Source organism: Enterococcus sp. SB12, from assembly GCF_030910025.2.
In the GTDB taxonomy this organism is placed as follows: Bacteria; Bacillota; Bacilli; order Lactobacillales; family Enterococcaceae; genus Enterococcus_B; species Enterococcus_B faecium.
On the sequence record NZ_CP175675.1, the window covers coordinates 2,054,982 to 2,072,010 of the forward strand.

Genomic DNA, 17,029 nt, shown 5'->3' on the forward strand with positions numbered 1-17,029 from the left:
GACAAAATTTGCGTCACATTCCCCTTTTTCGTATCCTATTTTAAGCGACTTGCTTGGCATAACGGTTCACGTTTTGCTTGATATTCCCGATTGTTTTCGGATCATTGATTCCTGTGACTTCTTGGATCAATTGTTCTAAGTTTTCATGGATTTTCATTTCATGCAGTTGACGGCTTTGTTCATCTTCAGGATCATAGTAATTAAAAATAATACCCATTGTTGCCGTTAAATGTGGACAAGTCAAGTTATGTTCTTGTAGTTCTCTCACTGGCCGTGTAAACCGTTCTTGATAACCTAACTTACGTAATGGTGTCCGAGCGACACGTGTGATCGCATCAGAGATATTTTTGTTTTGGAAGCGATGAATGATTTTTTCAATATACGCATGATGCTGCTCTGCATCAAACCCCCATTTGGCAATCAGCAAACTTCCTGTTTCCTGCAGAACTGATTTTAATTGTGCCACAACTAACGCATCTTGCATTGCTTCATCAATGGTCTGATAACCTAATAAGGTACCTGTATAAGCGACAGTCGCATGACCAGTATTGACACTAAATAGTTTGCGTTCGATATATGGTTCTAGATCATCTACATATAAAACCCCTTTTAATTGGATTTCTTTATTTTTTCTTTGGCTATCGTCAATGACCCATTCCTTGAAAGGTTCTACTTGGACGAATAAAGGATCTTCATGGTGTTGTAATGGGACGATTCGATCGACTGCTGCATTTGGAAAGCCGATATATTTGTCAGTAAATGATGTTTCTGGAAGATATTTATACACTTCTTTTTCTAGAAATGCTGAACCGCCAATCATGTTTTCACAGGCAATGACATCTAAAGGTGTTGTGTTTCCTTCCATTTCTCTTTCTTGGATACCTTTTGCAATCAACTCGGCAATAAAAGGTAAGATATTCGGGCCAATGGCGGTAGTGACTAAATCTGCTTCAGCGATTTCTTGGATTACTTTTTCTGGATTTGTTTGATTGTTGATTCCTTTGACATTTTTTACAGTGATTCTTTCTTTTGATTCATCTGCTAATTCGATTTCGTATTCTTTTCTTTCATTTAAAGCATCAATGATCGTGTGATTCACATCTACGAAAGTAATCTCAAATCCATTAGCTGCCAAAATTTCTCCAATAAATCCTCGACCGATATTTCCTGCACCAAAATGTACTGCTCTCCTTTTTCTCTCTCCTTAAGCAATTGCTAGATTTTCCGTTACTTCTTCTTTGCTGAGCGCGTCTGCTAGTTGGACAACATTGTCCATATCACTGCAATAAAGTGCGATTTGCTGTACAAGTTGCAGATGCTCATCGCCGACTCCTGCTATACCGAACAAAACAGTCGCAATCTTTTCTTCTTCTTCCGTACCAAAATTGACACCGTCTGGCACCTGTACGACACAAATGCCGGATTTTTTCACATATTTTTTTGCTTCATCTGTTCCATGAGGAATCGCGATAAAATTCCCCATGTAAACAGATAACATGTTGTCTCTTTCTACCATGGCATCGATATATTCCTCATCAACGCATCCTGCTTCTACAAGCTTTTGACCGCAATAGCGGATCGCTTCTTCTTTGGTTTTAAATGATCGATTGAGCTCGATCATGTCGAATGGCAAATTTTGCATGCTGTTTTCCTCCCTTAAGCTGTCTGTTTCAAATATTGTGCAATCGATTCGTATTTTTGCGGATTGACCATGCTGTTGACTGATAAATGAATGGATTGAGGCGCAGCCATCTGTACTTTTTCCGCTAAACTTTCTTTGGCTACGATCAGTGAATCAGGCTCCCTTTTTAACTCCTGGATGTTGACTTTTCGTAACGGGATAGTTAAATGGTTCTTGTCTAATATATCTTTGAGCACGGTCATCCCCATTGTGGCTGATCCCGAACGATCATCGTGGACAAGTAGAATCTCTTTAATTTGTTTGATGTTTGCTGAAAGAAACTCTTCTGTTGGCTCGTTCTTGATTTCAGAAACTGATGGTTCCTGTTTGCTGCTCAATTCTTGAATGATTTCATCATATCGAGGTGAATTCAAAAAGTTTTCTACTGAGACAAAACGCGCGTTCGGTGCTTTTTGTTTTGCTCTTTCTTGTAGTTCGACTTGAGTAACGATCAATGTATTCGAGTCATCTGTCAGTTGGCTGATTGCTTGGTTAGTCACCGTTTGAGGCAAGTCTGCTTCCTGTACTTTTTTTCTCAAGATCGAAGCGCCCATCGCACTTGATCCCATCCCTGCATCACAAGCAAAAATGATTTTTTGTACGCCAGATAGCGCAGTTCCTTGAGGAATACCTTGGGCACCTTTAGATGCTTGTTTAGCTGCTTTTGTCTCTTGCACAGACTTTTCAAAGTCTTCATTTGTATCTTTCGCATCCGCTTTCAAAATTACTGCAGAAATACCAAACGAAACAGCTGCGGCAACAATCACGCCCAAAATAACAGGAAGGTAAGAATTGAACGGTGTCATCGCTAGAATCTCAATGATCGACCCTGGAGAAGCTGGCGCTCTTAGTCCAGCATCCATCAATTGGAAAATGAAACTTCCTGACATTCCTCCGCCTATAACTGATAAGAATAATAACGGTTTCATCATAACGTAAGGAAAATAGATTTCATGGATCCCGCCTAAAAAGTGAATGATCATGGCTCCTGGTGCTGAAGATTTTGCTGCTCCTTTGCCAAACAAAGTAAAAGCAAGTAATACGCCAAGTCCTGGACCAGGATTTGCTTCAAGCAAGAATAGAATAGATTTTCCAGCCTCTGCTACTTGTTCAGTTCCCAATGGTGTTAAAATCCCATGGTTGATTGCATTATTCAAAAATAAGATTTTTGCTGGTTCAATAAAAATACTTGTCAATGGAATCAAATGGGCAGATAAAATGATCTCTACACCTTTTGCCATTGCTTGAGTCAATGCATCGACAACTGGACCAATCGCAGAAAAACCTAATAACGCTAATCCAAAACCGATAAGACCAGCTGAAAAATTATTGACCAACATTTCAAAACCGGATTTGATCCGTTTTTGGAACAGCTGATCAAACTTCTTGATGGCATATCCACCAAGAGGTCCCATGATCATTGCGCCTAGCATCATTGGAATATCTGTTCCGACAATCACACCCATCGTTGCAATTGCCCCAACAACTGATCCGCGGTCACCAGCAATTACTTTTCCGCCAGTATAACCGATCAATAAAGGAATCAGATAAGTTAGCATTGGGCTTACCATGGTAGCGAAAGCCTCATTTGGTAAATAACCATCTGGGATAAATAGAGCCGTTAATACACCCCAGGCAATCAGTGCTCCAATATTTGGCATGACCATGCTTGATAAAGTACTGCCTAATTTTTGTACCCTCGCTTTTAGCGAAATGTTGTTTTTGGGAATCGTCCGTTCCATTTTGTCTCTCCCTCTCTCCTTTTGATACTCTAATTGTATCCGCTTACTAAAAAGAGAAATAGTCGTACTTTGGCACGAAACTTTGTGCCAAAGGTTTGAGTATGTCAGCAAAATAAAAAGATTTCGGTATCAGAAAACTTCAATTTTAAATAAAACTGTTATTTTAATTTTTTTATAATATGCAAATAATAACTTTTGTTAGCATTTCATTTAGATGTTTTTCATTCTATTATGTTATTAAATTTTATATTGGAGGCCTATCTATGACATTACTGATCAAAAACATGAACATGAAACGTGGTAAAAAACGTGTGATTCGACAATTGAATCTTTTAGTAGAATCAGGAGAAGTAGCTGCTTTGATTGCCCCGAACGGATTTGGCAAAACAACTTTGCTGAATGGCATTGCCCAACTGCTACCAACAACTTATGATCAATTGTCCCTTCACAACATCTCTCCTACTGCTTATACAGATTATCGCCGGTCTTTCTTTTTTCTAGAATCAACGAATCAGTTATCCGACTATCTATCGGCTGTTGATTATTTGACTTTGATCAAATACTATTGGCAGAGCAAAGTAGAATGCCAAACTGTTTTCCAACGATTGAAGATGACTGAGTACCTTACTTTGCCGATTGGAAAAATGTCTCTAGGAATGAAACAACATGTCTTGCTTGCTGCTTACTTGATCAGTGATTCATCTGTCATGTTATTCGATGAACCGTTGAACGGATTAGACCCAGGAAGTATTGATATCTTGAATAGCCTCATCAGACAATGGCAGAAAGAGGGGAAGACGATTCTTCTTTCTTCCCACGCTATCGCGAATATCCAATCGATTTGTTCTAAAGCATGTTTTCTAAAAAATGGAGAAATCGTCACAGAATCCTCAAATATGGAAGAGATTTTAGCTATTTATCGTAAATTATATGAGGTGTAACTATGTCTTTACTTACATTTGAACGCAATCTCTTACTAAAAAACAAAGTAAACTTTTTATTTCCTCTATTGTTGGTCGTGCTCTTTGCATTCCCACTTTTTTTTGATCATAAACTTGCTTATACAGAATTCGATGAACTGAATCATAACTATGAAGAGATGCAACGTTTGATTGAAACGTTGAAAGAAGATGAGAATGAGAAAGAATTTGTGGAAAGTTTAGAGAAAAGCAACAAACTGATCGAAGCAATCTTACATGCAAAAAACACAGGGAATGTCCAGCAAATGGTCGAAGCAACTTATCATTATGAAAAAGATATATTGGATCGACTGATTTCTGGTCAAAGACAAGGAATTCCAATCATTGAACAACAAAAACGTGTCGAGTTGCTCCGTTATATGAAAGAACATCAGATCCAAAGATATTCTATTTTTGACTTGCCAGCGCATCTCCCTTTAGCGAATTACTATGAAAATATTTTTTCAGGAATGATTTCTAGTTTTTTGATTTTATGTATAACCGCCTTATTTCTTTCTTCCATCATCTCTTATGAAAAAAGAAAGCAGGTAATCTCTCTAGTCAATCTATTATCGGATAGTATGGTAAAGAAACATAGCATCCGTTTTACCGTTTATTATGGTGCAGCTATGCTAAGTCTCGTGATGCCATTTTTGATCGTCTCTATACTAGTAATAATCAAAAATGGTTTGGGAGACTTCCGTTATCCTGTAGGAACGATCATTGGTCAGGAGATACGAATCCTTCCGATGTATGCGTATCTTTTCCAGAGCTTTCTGTTCCTGTTGTTGTGGGTGCTCTTTTTAAGTACAATCAGTTTTCTTCTATCTGCTTTATTTGAACATTCTCTAGTCAATCTTTTAGGTACACTTCTTTGTCTTTTCTTAGCAGAGTATCGCTTGTTTTCTTCGATTGGATGGATAGAATCAATCAGTCATTACTTGCCAACTTCTTATGTTGATTTTCAAAATGTGATCATAGGAGGAGATATTTTCTCGCCACTAGCTTCAGAACAGGTTACTTTCATGAATGGTATCTTGACACTTGGTATATGGAGTATCGTTTTATTATTCATAGGTATGGGCACTATCTATATAAAAAAGAGCTATTAAAACACAAAAATAATAGGGGCGGTGACAAAAACCTTGTCACCGTCCCCTATTTCAAATAAACGGTTTTCTAGAATAAATAGTTTTCAAAAGCTTGCATCCGCAGTAATAAGAACCTCCCAACAAAAATAGCTCCTCTTATTTTTATCTTGGTTGAAGTTATTACTTGATGCAAGGCAGCTTTTTTTACTGTGAATATTGGTTATATATGTCCATGTTCAAAAATCATTTGGACTTCTTCAATGGTTTCCGCATCACTGAGCGCCATTACTTGGTCGATGTCTGAACAGAAAAAGGCTAAATCTTGGAGCACCGCTAACTGATGTTCTTTTTTTAAAGCCACTACAAATAAGAGTGTCGCGATTTTTGGTTCCTCTTTTGTTCCAAAGTCCACACCATCAGGCACTTGGACTAAATAGATTCCTTCTTCTACTACTTCTTCATCTTTGTCAGTCCCATGTGGCAAGGCTACGAAATTCCCGATATAGACACTCGCTTTTTCTTGTCTTTCGATCATTGATTGGATATATGCCGGTTTGATTCCCCCTTGTTGGGTCATCCACTGGCCGATCTCGGTCAACGCTTCTTTCCAATTTTGATAGGATTGATCGAGCAATATTTTTTCTGCTGGTAGCTGGATCATCTTTTCACCTTCATTTCTTTATTTCTTCAATCAGGATTTTCGCTAGCAACTGATAAACGATTTCTTTATTTCCTGAGCGGAAGATCTCGGTGTTCAAGTCATTCATGATGATTGCTCCACTGATCTTTCCTAAAAGAATCCCGTCTTTTTCTTGGATTGGCGAAGGCGCCAGCATAACTAACATACGGGACAAATCGACTGGCTGTCTATCCATCCCTTCAATGGTCAACGGATGTTTCAAATTGAAAATACAAAAGATCGGTTTAGAAATCAATGAGCTGGATGTATGGAATAACCCCATATCTGTATGAGGAATACCGATAGGTGCTTGTTCATATCGCTTAAGCAATCGGCGATGAACCACCTCTTCATCCGTTACTAGTCCTTCAGGAAAATAAGGAAATAAGCTGCGAATCGTTTCGGAAATCGTCTCAGGATTATCCAGTTCTTGGATAAAAAAACGACCGAGTAATTGATTGATTTGATCCATGAAATGCATTGTTTCCTCATAAGTATCTTCTATCATCCACTCGTTATTGCTGTTATACGTAATTTTTTGCCTTTTTTTCTTCTCAATATGCGAAAAAGCTTCTTTTAGCTGTTTGACTTCATCTTCTAGCAGTAGCGGGGAGACTAAAATATATTTTCCACCGTATCCTGGTAAAATAGATGTAGAAATAACAACATCATATTCTTCTTGTAAATCGATTTTTTTTAAATCAGCAATCCGATAGAAATGAATTTGTTGGATGAAGGGAAAATACCTTTTCAATCGTAGTTCCAACATGCTAGTAGAAGCTAATCCACTTGGCGAAAATCCTGCAATACTGATATTGCTTTCTTTCGGACTTTTTTCCAATGAATTTGCAAAATGAAGGACCATATATGCGATCTCTTCTTCGGATAATTTTTTTTCTTGAAAAATCCGCTCTACTGCTTTACGGATTGCATTCGCAACTTCCTCGTATTGAACCATGATTTTTTCTAAAATCGGATTGGTCAGTGTCTCTTCTTGTAAAACGGCTCTTGAAAACACACCAGATAAATGAGTCAACAGCATTTTGTACAAAGTTTCATCTTCATAAAAATGGACATTCGTCTCTTCACTTACTTCTTGAATCAGTTGTTTTACTAAATAAGCAAGCTGTGTATCGAACGTCTCTTCAAAGAAATTCTGATCAAATGAGTTCGTGAAGTCATTTAATAATCCTGCAAAAAAGACGATCTCATTTACTGGATAAAGTTGTTTTGTCTCAGAAGCGATCCGTGAAAACAATCGTTTAGCTGTCTGTAGTAATTCTTTGTTTGCCAGACCATTATATGTCTCATTTGTCAGTAAATGATTTTTCGTCACACGCTCCATCGTCAATGTCAGCATCAAAACCAAATGTTCAAGCTTTCTATCACTTAGATTGGTCTTTTTTTGGATCAATTCTTCCCCGATTACTTTGCGTGCAAGAGATAGATGTTGCGGATCAACGAATCGAAAAAAATAATTCAGTGATACATCGAAAGAAATACTATGAAAAAGTTCATATTCATTGATTTCTAATTCTAATACATTCGCTGTCAGAAGCCGGCGGTATTTTTCCGGTCCTTCGATCTCGTATCCCTGGTTCCGAATGATTTCCAAAGGCAGTTGGCGAATACTTTCTTCCAACTGTTTGATATCTGCATAAAAAGTGGTGTTACTGATGCGATATGATTCCATGAAATGAGCAAGACTCAACGGCTCTGTCGTCAGTAACAACTCGGCTAAAATCGCGTGTTGTCGTTTAGCAGTGGATAAGTCATTACTTTTCCCATCTGTATTTTCTTTTAATTGCTCTAATACTTCTTCTGATGCCTCAATGACAAATGAGCCTCTAGCTGCTTTTTTCAAAGAAGCATTTACCGATTTCAATGAGACTTCAAGATTATCTAATTCGCGGTAAATAGTCCGTTTACTGACCTTCAATAAATTCATCATTTTTTGGATAGATACAGGTGACGGGCTACTGAGAAATTCTGCTAATAATTGTTTTTCTCTGGGCGATAAATACATCTTATATTTCTCCCTTCACGAGTTTTTCGTATTCATTCGTAGCTACCCAATGTTCAACTAGAACTAGCCGAGGGATCTTTTCTTCTAGCTGTTCAGTTACAGCTAGTTCTCTTTGTGCGATATAAATCGTTTCTTCTTGGATTTTGATTTTTTCTATTGATTCTTTTGAGATAACAAACTGTTTTTTCGCTTTTTTTGCTAATTGACTTAAAATCGTCATGCCCATAGTTTGTGAGCCGCGTCTGTTGTTTTTATACAAAAATACAATATTAGCAGGCGACGTTTTTTGTTCTGTGATATCTGCTATCTCTTTTTTTTCTTCCCGCTTTGGAAATTGGATCGCTTCTTTTATTCGTGACAGCAAGATATCTGTTTCCAAAAAGTGATCCAGTACATAGATTTGACTTTGAGGTACTTTTTCTCTTGCAAGACCCGCTAGTTCATGTTGCACGATAACCAGCTGATTTACCTGGTTATTCAATTCATAGATAGAGCTGTATCCGACAGAAAGATCGATTTTTTCTGCTGCTAATTTCTTTTTCAGCAGGGCGGCTCCCATAGCACTTGATCCCATACCTGAGTCGCAAGCAAAAATGACGGAATGAATGATAGATGGTTCCAAGATTTCTCCCCTTTCTTTGACCGTTTTGTTCTCTTTTTCTTTATTTGGTAATTTCAATAGTATCGCTGCACAAATGAAGGTCACAAATGTACTGATTGCTATCCCTATACTTACCCCAGCTAGTTGTGGATAAGGCGCATTGGCAAAAATCACGAGTAGTGACCCAGGCGATACAGGTGCAGCTAATCCCGTATCTAACCATTGAAATATCAACGTGCCGCTTGCCCCACCAGCCATTACAGCTAAAAATAGATACGGTCGCAGCAAGACAAATGGAAAATAGATTTCGTGAATCCCGCCAATCGCATGGATCATCAATGCTCCACTCGCATTTACTTTTTCCTGTTTTTCTGCAAAACAAAGGATAGAAAGTAAGATCCCTAAACCAGGTCCAGGATTTGCCTCCATCAAAAATAAGGAAGAGTACCCGACTGTTTGTGAGAATTCGATTCCTAAAGGTGTCAATACACCATGATTGATTGCATTATTGAAAAATAGTACTTTTAGAGGTTCTAAGATCAGACTGACAAGTGGTAACAGATTCATTGTGACTAGCCAAGACACAACGGAGGCGAGCAACAAGTGAACACTATTTAAAACTGGTTCAATAAAAACGATTCCAATTATACAAATAACGCTACCAGTCAGTCCTACTAGTAGGTTGCTGACAAGCATTTCATATCCAGCCTTGAATTTCACATGGAATCTAGAAACAAATTGTTCATATACGATGCCGGCAAGCGGCCCGATAATCATCGCTCCTACGATTTGTGGAGCATTGGAACGAGCGATCAACCCTAAAGAAGCAATTGCACCGGCGACTGCCCCTTTTTGTCCCCCTACCGATTTCCCGCCTGAATAACTGATCAAGATGGGTAAAAGCAGCTGGATCATCCAATGGCATACCTCTTCTAATGTGGTGTGTAAATCGCCAGACACACCTTTTGTTGCTAATGACAAGATTCCCCAAGCGATAAACAGACTTAGATTTGGCATGATCATTTCATTTAAGTGATGTCCAGCTTTTCTCAGTTGTTTCATAGACACGCGACTGCTGTTGTTTGCTTTCCATTTGTATTCCATCTTTTTCACCATACTTCTATTTATTGATGGACGGATTTTATGTAGAAAAAGCAGCAAACGAAAAACCGTCTGCTGCTTTCAGCTATCTGGGAACTATTTGCCTGGTTCAGACGCAATGATTGCTAGTTCACCTTGGACCGCCCACTCAGAAACGCCATTTGGAATAATACAGCTTGTTCCTTTTTCTAATGGATATGTTTTTCCGTCAACGACAAGGTCTCCTGCTCCTTCGATTACCGTCATCAATGTATAAGGGGCTTGTTTTTTGAAAGATGTGATTCCTTTAATATCCCACTCATATACATTGAAAAACTCAGTTTCTAAATAAGTGACGATCGATGAATTCCCTTTTCGGACTTCTTTGATTTGTAATTCTGGTGTTTTCGCAGGGACAGTTGTTACATCGATCGATTGTTGGATATGCAGCTCTCTTGTTTGTCCTTGCGCATCTTTTCTGTCGTAGTCATACACGCGGTAAGTCGTGTCAGAACTTTGCTGTGTTTCTAAAATCATGATTCCTTTACCAATAGCATGGATCGTTCCGCTTGGTACATAAAAGAAATCACCTTTTTTAACTGGTACTTTTTTCAAAAGGTCATCCCAGCGCCCATCTTTGATCATCTCAGCTAGTTCTTCTCTTGTCTTCGCATGATGACCATAGATGATTTCTGCACCAGGTTCAGCATCGATGATATACCAGCATTCAGTTTTTCCTAATTCACCTTCATGTTTCATCCCATAGGCATCATCTGGATGTACTTGTACAGATAGATCATCTTCTGCGTCTAAGATCTTGATCAATAATGGAAACACTGGTTCTGAAGGATGGCCAAACAATTCCTTGTGTTCTGACCATAGTTCATCTAATCTTTTCCCTTTGAATTCGCCATTTTCTACTACACTGACACCATGAGGATGCGCACTGATCGCCCAATCTTCTCCGATTTTATCGTTAGGGATATCAAAACCGAAGACTGAACGTAAACGGCTTCCTCCCCAAATTTTCTCTTGAAAAACTGGTTTTAAAAACATAGGTTCCTGCATAGTTCAAACTCCTCTCATTTTTCATAGCTATTATAGCATTATTTCGGTAATACCGCTTTCTCTTTCAAAAAGTTTTCAACAATTTCATCTCGGCACGTTAGGTACTCCGCACGATGATCGACAGGATGTACGCGATTTGACAAAAATATCAACGCTTCTTGTGTTTTTATATCAATCAAGAAAAACGTACCTGTATAACCAGTATGAAAAAGAATCGCATGACCGTCTTCTACATCTTTTTTTAAATCCCACCCTAGAGAACGATAGCCATTTTTTTTCGGTGTTTGATCTTGCAGTAAAGAATCAATCGTTTCTTCTTCTAAAAACCGACCATTACGGATTTTTCCCTTGTTCAAATACATTTGGACAAAAGTAATGCTGTCGTTTAAATCGATAAAGAGCCCAGCATTCCCTGCATGTTCAGCTAAAACTCTTGCTTTCGGATCATGAGTTTTTCCACGCAAAACCTCACTCGAAGGCAGTTGTTCTGTGGGAACGATTTTTTTGGAAGGAAAAGGAAGAAATAAGCTGTTCATCATTCCTAATGGTTCCAATACTTGTTCTTGAAAGATTTCCACTGCAGTTTCTTGGTAAATTTTTTCCAGCATCAATCCAAGAAGAATCGTTCCGGCATCTGTATATTTTACTTCTTTTCCTAGTTGCTCACCTGGTTCTAGCTTCAAATAAGCGGCGATCAATTCTTCCTGAGATAGCTTATCTCTGTTTGGTATCCATGTTTTGATATCAGAAGTATGTGTCAGTAAATGACGCAAAGTGATTGTCTGATTTTCAAATTCAGGAAGATATTTATGAAGCGGTTGATCGAGTTCTATCTTTCCATCTTCTAATAGACGTAAAACTAATGAAGTGGTTGCAACGACTTTCGTCAGTGAGGCTGCATCAAACAACAGATCTTCTGTCATCAGCTGCTTTTCAGGAACGACTTGGGCAAAGCCGGCTGTAAATGTTTCTACTTGATTTTCTTTTATGAAGGCGACTGCTACACCTGGATAAAATCCTTCTTCCATCTTTTTCAAAATAAGCTGTTTCGTGTGTGGATACATCTTTTTCTCCTGCTTTTCTATCAGATTCTTACAGTCCAAGCTTAAAGCTTAATCTATGAGGAATCAACCTTTTTTACACAAAAAAACTGCGCGAAAAACCGCGCAGTTTCCTCCGGTATACTATTTTCTCTTTCTATCTCTAGAATAAGCGATAGTATGACCGTTCATAAAATGACGAGACATGCGACAATCGTTAAGAAAGAAAAAGTTAAGCGTCGCATCGAATGTCAGTTTTATTCTTTTCTTTTGGCTCACTGACGAACCACCATTCGATTCCTATAGCATCATAGATTGTGAGTACTGTGTGCTTTTTGTCTAAGAAGAAATCAACTGATAGTTGCTGCAAGTGAGCAATCAGTCCTTCCATGCTTTCAGTATCGATCATGAATTTCAGAAAATCAAGTCCAATCAATTCATCTGTAGGCAAATCAATTGCGCCTCCGCTAGCTTCTGTCAAACCAACATGGAAATCTCCTTCATTCAATACATGGATGCCCTCTTCTTCATTATGTACCTTCAAACCAAGTACATGATTAAGAAATTGGCGTTCTTTTGTTAAGTTAGTAACATTTAAATGGATTTTTTCAAAATAAGAACCTGTTGATAGTTTACTGAATTTTTCTTCAGATTTTCTTAATAATGCTTCTTGATCCATTGTTTCCGGAATTTCTCTTTGGTCGTTCTTATTCTCTTCATGGTAAATTTCCAATTCATTCTCTTCTGGGTCTACGAGCAAAATCCCCATACGTCCATGATCTTCTAAAGCTTCTTTGATTGGATAATTCATTTTACGGATACGACAAAGGATATCTGCCATTTCTTCTGTGCTAGGGATAATCAATGAAAAACGGTTCAGCTTTTTGATCTCCCCCATGTGATCATTCGCTCTAGGACTTTCTTCCAGCAGCAACATTTCACTTCCAGCTTCTTCTGTTCCTAAAATGGCTAATTCGTTTTCTTCTCTTTTCAAATCAAAGCCAACAACGTTCTTGTAAAAATCAATCATTTTATCTCGGTCTTTCACCCGAATGGCTACACTTTTTAAATAGGTGGCAGCCCCCAATTGAAAATCTTTCATATTTCTTGCTCCCCTCTACGTCAAGCTTTATTTTAACGATGGATTCTTCTTCTTTCAAGCAATAACTTTGATTTTGTTAAAAAAATGTGAGAAAATTCGCATTTTGCTTGTTTTTTGTAAATTAATGAGTAAAAACTCTTATAAAAAGAGGTTGTGAAAAAGCTGTTCTGCATCAAGTAATAAGAACAGCCAAACAAAAATAGCTCCTCATATTTTGCCGTTTTTTGAGCTAATACCGAGGGACAGCTGATTGAACACCGTTTATTCGGAAAAAGGGACTGTGACACGACTTTTGTCACATCCCCTAAAAAAAATAATAAATTTGTACTATTCTATGAAGCTTCTTCTTCAGAAAACTGACTGTTATAAAGATCTGCATAGAATCCGTCTTTTTCCATCAATGTATCGTGGTTTCCTGTTTCTACGATCGAACCATGATTCATCACAATAATGTTGTCTGCATCGCGTATTGTAGACAAGCGGTGAGCAACAACGAAACTTGTCCGGTTTTCCAATAGGCGGTTCATCGCTTTTTGAATCAATATTTCTGTTCGTGTATCTACACTAGATGTTGCTTCATCAAGGATCAGGACATCTGGATTTGCTAAGAATGCCCGCGCAATTGTGATTAGCTGACGCTGCCCTTGCGAAATATTGCTTGCATCCTCGTTTAATACAGTGTTATATCCTTCTGGCAATTTACGAACAAAATCGTCTACGTGAGCAGCTTTAGCAGCCTCAATGATTTGTTCGTCTGTTGCATCGTCGTTCCCATATTTGATATTGTCATAGATACTTCCTGTAAACAGCCAAGTATCTTGCAGTACCATTGAAAACTGTGCGCGCAATTCATCACGTGAAAGATCACGGGTATCTACACCATCGTAACGAATACTACCTCCAGAAACATCGTAGAACCGTTCAAGAAGGTTGATCAGTGTCGTCTTCCCTGCACCAGTCGGACCTACAATAGCGACCATCTCACCAGGTTTGACATCCAAGTTAAAATCAGTCATTAGCAAGTTATCTGGTGTGTAGCCGAATTGAACATTTTCAAAACGAACTTTGTATGGTGTATCTTTTTCTTCTGGAAGGCCAGATTTTTCATTGGACATCTCTTCTTCATCCAACACTTCAAATACCCGTTCGGCTGAAGCAACTGTTGATTGGATAGTGTTCATCAAACTTGCAAGTTGAGTGATTGGTTGAGAGAACTGTGTTGTATATTGCAAGAACGCTTGAATATCCCCTAATGTCATGTTCCCATTTGCAACTTTTACTCCGCCTAGTACAGCGACGAACACATAGCCTAGATTTTTAACGAAATTCATCAACGGCATGATGATTGCCGAAATAAATTGAGCTTTCCAACCAGCGGCATACAGATTCTGATTTTCTTTTTCAAATACTTCCTGGTCTTTTTCAGTATGATTGAATGTTTTAACAATGGTATGACCACCATATGTTTCTTCTACTTGGTTATTCAATAAACCTAAACTTTTTTGCTGATCTGCGAAAAACACTTGTGATTTCGGCGCTACGATCATAACGATGATCGAGCTTAAAGGGATCATCAATAACGCGACTAACGTCAATTGCCAGCTGATTGAAAGCATCATCACGATGACCCCAATCAATGTGACTGCACTAGTTACAAATTGAGTCAAATTTTGCTGCAGCGTGCTTGCGATGTTATCCATATCATTGATTGCTCGAGACATGATATCCCCATTTGTATGTGTATCATAATAGGAAATCGGTACACGATTCATTTTGGCTTCCAAATCATGACGTAATTCATAAACTGTTCGTTGGGAAACACGTGTCATAATAAATTGCTGTAAAAAGTTGAATACAGCAGAAATCAAATACATCACGATTACTGTCGCAATGATCTGCGCGATTTTATCAAAGTCTATCGGAAATTTTGTTACTTGTTGGCCTTGTTGCATCTGTTGAGCGCCAGCCATTACACCTTTGAACATTTCTGTGGTTGCTTTCCCCAAGACCTTTGGTGTTTGAATTTGGAAGATCACGGCTGCTATTGCTAGTACAAATACAGCGATGATCGCAACCATACGTTTAGACATATAGCCAAACAATCGGCGTACCGTTCCCCAGAAATTTTTAGGCTTTTCACCTTTTACACCGAGATTTCTGCCAGGTCCACCATGTCCTGGACCGCCTGCTGGTCCATGAGAGGGACGTGTGTTTGTTTTACTCATGCTAAGTCCTCCTCTCTTAGTTGTGAATGAACGATTTCTTGATAAGTTTCGTTTGTTGCTAATAGTTCTTCATGTGTTCCTTTGCCAACCAGTTTTCCTTCATCTAGCACAAGGATCATATCTGCATCCATTACTGTACTTACTCGTTGAGCAACTAAAACGGTGATACTTTCTTTCATATTCGTTTTCAATGCTTGGCGAAGATTGGCATCCGTTTTGAAATCCAACACTGAGAAGGAATCATCAAACACATAGATATCTGCTGTTTTGACTAATGCCCGTGCAATTGCCAGACGCTGTCTTTGTCCACCAGAGAAGTTTCCTCCTCCTTGTTCCACATGGCTATCTAAGCCATCTTCCATCTCTGAAACAAAATCTTTAGCTTGTGCGATTTCTAATGCTTTCCAAATCATTTCATCTGTTGCATCCGGCTTACCATACTGCATATTGTCTCGGATCGTTCCAGAGAACAGAACTGCTTTTTGAGGAACAAAGCCCATTAATTCTCGCAAATTATATTGAGTCATGTCACTAATGTCCGTTCCATTTGTTTGGATCGAACCAGATTCGATGTCATATAATCGAGGGATCAAATTGACTAAGGTCGTTTTACCTGAACCAGTCCCCCCTATGATTGCGACGATCTCGCCCGACTTGGCTTGGAAATCAATATCTTCCAATGCAAGTTTTTCTGCTCCATGATATCGATAATTGACATGATTGAAGGCCAATGTTGCGTTTTTTCCAGCAAAAGAAACTGTTTTAGGATTTTCAGGGTCATGGATACCGATTTTTTCATCCAACACTTCATTAATACGGTCAGCTGAAGCTTGTGCACGAGGCACCATGATAAAAATAGCGGAAAGCATCATAAAGCTGATCAAGATCTGCATCGCATAAGTCATAAATGCAATCAGATTACCGACTTCCAAAGTCATATCTGCTATGTAGTGTCCACCAAACCAAGTGATTGCTACGTTTGTACCGCTCATGATCAATGTCATCATCGGCATCATCAATGCGACGATCGTATTAACTTTGATTGCCGTATTTGTATAATCTTTATTCGCTAAATCAAAACGATTTTCTTCAAAGCGTGTCTTATCGAATGCTCGAATCACTCTGACCCCTGTCAATCCTTCTCGAAATACCAGGTTTAAACGGTCAGTTTTCTTTTGCATACTTTTGAATAATGGAACAGCAAAGTACATGATTCCGCCGATCAAAATAATCATTACTGGGATGACGACTAAGAAGATTTTTGTCAACTGATGATCTTTTTGATAAGCAAGTATGCTCGCGCCAATCAACGTGATTGGTGCATTGATCATCATACGTAAAAACATTTGTGTAACCATTTGGATTTGAGTCACATCATTGGTCGTTCTTGTGATCAAAGAGGCCGTTCCATATTTATCAAACGCATCTTTTGTCAGACTCTCTGATTTTTTATAGACATCCGTACGCAATTGCTTACCCAGTTTCTGTGATTCACGAGTAGCAAAAAATGTATTTGCGATAGCAGCTAAGATACTGATCAAAGAAAAGCCGATCATCACAAAACCTGTATGCCAAATATAATCGACATCTCCTTGCGCTACCCCTTTATCAATAATATTGGAGGTAAGTGTCGGCAAATATAAATCTGCCAGTACTTGGATCACCATGAAAACTGCAGCTGCAATTGCTGAAGTCAAGGAGATCCGTTTTACGATTTTTAGCATCTAGTTCCCTT

At 38.5% G+C, this 17,029-nt stretch carries 12 protein-coding genes and 1 pseudogene; 2 read left to right on the forward strand and 11 right to left on the reverse strand.

Annotation, left to right across the window (positions count from 1 at the left end; all coding sequences use genetic code 11):
* Positions 1-40: 40 nt before the first annotated feature.
* The 3 genes and pseudogenes from RBL01_RS10160 to RBL01_RS10170 all read right to left on the reverse strand — a co-directional run.
* Positions 41-1,189, reverse strand: a pseudogene (locus RBL01_RS10160) (mannitol-1-phosphate 5-dehydrogenase); the annotation flags it as partial.
* A gap of 15 nt (positions 1,190-1,204) precedes the next feature.
* Positions 1,205-1,642 carry a PTS sugar transporter subunit IIA gene (locus tag RBL01_RS10165; RefSeq protein WP_002318657.1) on the reverse strand — a complete coding sequence of 146 codons (438 nt, stop codon included), beginning with the start codon at positions 1,640-1,642 and terminating at the stop codon, positions 1,205-1,207.
* 14 nt (positions 1,643-1,656) lie between these two features.
* On the reverse strand, positions 1,657-3,423 hold the full coding sequence (locus tag RBL01_RS10170; protein WP_038809233.1) for a PTS mannitol-specific transporter subunit IIBC: 1,767 nt from the start codon (positions 3,421-3,423) through the stop codon (positions 1,657-1,659).
* Positions 3,424-3,686: 263 nt separating this feature from the next.
* Here RBL01_RS10170 and RBL01_RS10175 point away from each other — a divergent pair, with 263 nt between their 5' ends.
* Together RBL01_RS10175 and RBL01_RS10180 are read left to right on the forward strand one after the other, a co-directional pair.
* On the forward strand, positions 3,687-4,364 hold the full coding sequence (locus tag RBL01_RS10175; protein ID WP_002287251.1) for an ABC transporter ATP-binding protein: 678 nt from the start codon (positions 3,687-3,689) through the stop codon (positions 4,362-4,364).
* 2 nt (positions 4,365-4,366) lie between these two features.
* Entirely contained in the window at positions 4,367-5,494 is a 1,128-nt protein-coding gene (locus RBL01_RS10180; RefSeq protein WP_002318655.1) for a hypothetical protein, read from the forward strand.
* 199 nt (positions 5,495-5,693) lie between these two features.
* On the opposite strand, the gene RBL01_RS10185 is transcribed toward RBL01_RS10180, so the two are convergent.
* The 8 genes from RBL01_RS10185 to RBL01_RS10220 all read right to left on the reverse strand — a co-directional run bounded on the left by RBL01_RS10185 (position 5,694) and on the right by RBL01_RS10220 (position 17,018).
* Positions 5,694-6,134 (reverse strand): PTS sugar transporter subunit IIA, encoded by a 441-nt coding sequence (locus RBL01_RS10185; RefSeq protein WP_002287254.1) that lies wholly within the window; start codon positions 6,132-6,134, stop codon positions 5,694-5,696.
* 10 nt (positions 6,135-6,144) lie between these two features.
* Positions 6,145-8,178 (reverse strand): BglG family transcription antiterminator, encoded by a 2,034-nt coding sequence (locus RBL01_RS10190; RefSeq protein WP_002318654.1) that lies wholly within the window; start codon positions 8,176-8,178, stop codon positions 6,145-6,147.
* Between the two features lies 1 nt (position 8,179).
* Positions 8,180-9,883, reverse strand: coding sequence for a PTS transporter subunit EIIC (locus RBL01_RS10195; RefSeq protein ID WP_002287257.1), 1,704 nt, complete (start codon positions 9,881-9,883; stop codon positions 8,180-8,182).
* A 93-nt stretch (positions 9,884-9,976) separates the two neighbouring features.
* Entirely contained in the window at positions 9,977-10,927 is a 951-nt protein-coding gene (gene manA / locus RBL01_RS10200) for a mannose-6-phosphate isomerase, class I (protein ID WP_002287262.1), read from the reverse strand.
* A gap of 38 nt (positions 10,928-10,965) precedes the next feature.
* Complete coding sequence (locus RBL01_RS10205; protein ID WP_307781005.1) at positions 10,966-11,991, reverse strand: serine hydrolase domain-containing protein; 1,026 nt, start codon at positions 11,989-11,991, stop codon at positions 10,966-10,968.
* Between the two features lie 208 nt (positions 11,992-12,199).
* On the reverse strand, positions 12,200-13,069 hold the full coding sequence (locus RBL01_RS10210) for a VOC family protein (RefSeq protein WP_002318651.1): 870 nt from the start codon (positions 13,067-13,069) through the stop codon (positions 12,200-12,202).
* Between the two features lie 332 nt (positions 13,070-13,401).
* The gene (locus tag RBL01_RS10215) at positions 13,402-15,294 is read right to left on the reverse strand and encodes an ABC transporter ATP-binding protein (RefSeq protein WP_307781004.1); all 1,893 of its coding nucleotides are present in this window, start codon (positions 15,292-15,294) and stop codon (positions 13,402-13,404) included.
* On the reverse strand, positions 15,291-17,018 hold the full coding sequence (locus RBL01_RS10220; RefSeq protein ID WP_307781003.1) for an ABC transporter ATP-binding protein: 1,728 nt from the start codon (positions 17,016-17,018) through the stop codon (positions 15,291-15,293). Before RBL01_RS10220 ends, RBL01_RS10215 begins: the two co-directional genes overlap by 4 nt.
* Positions 17,019-17,029: the final 11 nt, after the last annotated feature.

What these genes read in the sequence shown, in the direction of transcription:
- RBL01_RS10165 (WP_002318657.1), bottom strand. Translation starts at nt 1,642, where the DNA reads ATGCAAAATTTGCCATTCGACATGATCGAGCTCAATCGATCATTTAAA.
- RBL01_RS10170 (WP_038809233.1), bottom strand. Translation starts at nt 3,423, where the DNA reads ATGGAACGGACGATTCCCAAAAACAACATTTCGCTAAAAGCGAGGGTA.
- RBL01_RS10175 (WP_002287251.1), top strand. Translation starts at nt 3,687, where the DNA reads ATGACATTACTGATCAAAAACATGAACATGAAACGTGGTAAAAAACGT.
- RBL01_RS10180 (WP_002318655.1), top strand. Translation starts at nt 4,367, where the DNA reads ATGTCTTTACTTACATTTGAACGCAATCTCTTACTAAAAAACAAAGTA.
- RBL01_RS10185 (WP_002287254.1), bottom strand. Translation starts at nt 6,134, where the DNA reads ATGATCCAGCTACCAGCAGAAAAAATATTGCTCGATCAATCCTATCAA.
- RBL01_RS10190 (WP_002318654.1), bottom strand. Translation starts at nt 8,178, where the DNA reads ATGTATTTATCGCCCAGAGAAAAACAATTATTAGCAGAATTTCTCAGT.
- RBL01_RS10195 (WP_002287257.1), bottom strand. Translation starts at nt 9,883, where the DNA reads ATGGAATACAAATGGAAAGCAAACAACAGCAGTCGCGTGTCTATGAAA.
- manA (WP_002287262.1), bottom strand. Translation starts at nt 10,927, where the DNA reads ATGCAGGAACCTATGTTTTTAAAACCAGTTTTTCAAGAGAAAATTTGG.
- RBL01_RS10205 (WP_307781005.1), bottom strand. Translation starts at nt 11,991, where the DNA reads ATGTATCCACACACGAAACAGCTTATTTTGAAAAAGATGGAAGAAGGA.
- RBL01_RS10210 (WP_002318651.1), bottom strand. Translation starts at nt 13,069, where the DNA reads ATGAAAGATTTTCAATTGGGGGCTGCCACCTATTTAAAAAGTGTAGCC.
- RBL01_RS10215 (WP_307781004.1), bottom strand. Translation starts at nt 15,294, where the DNA reads ATGAGTAAAACAAACACACGTCCCTCTCATGGACCAGCAGGCGGTCCA.
- RBL01_RS10220 (WP_307781003.1), bottom strand. Translation starts at nt 17,018, where the DNA reads ATGCTAAAAATCGTAAAACGGATCTCCTTGACTTCAGCAATTGCAGCT.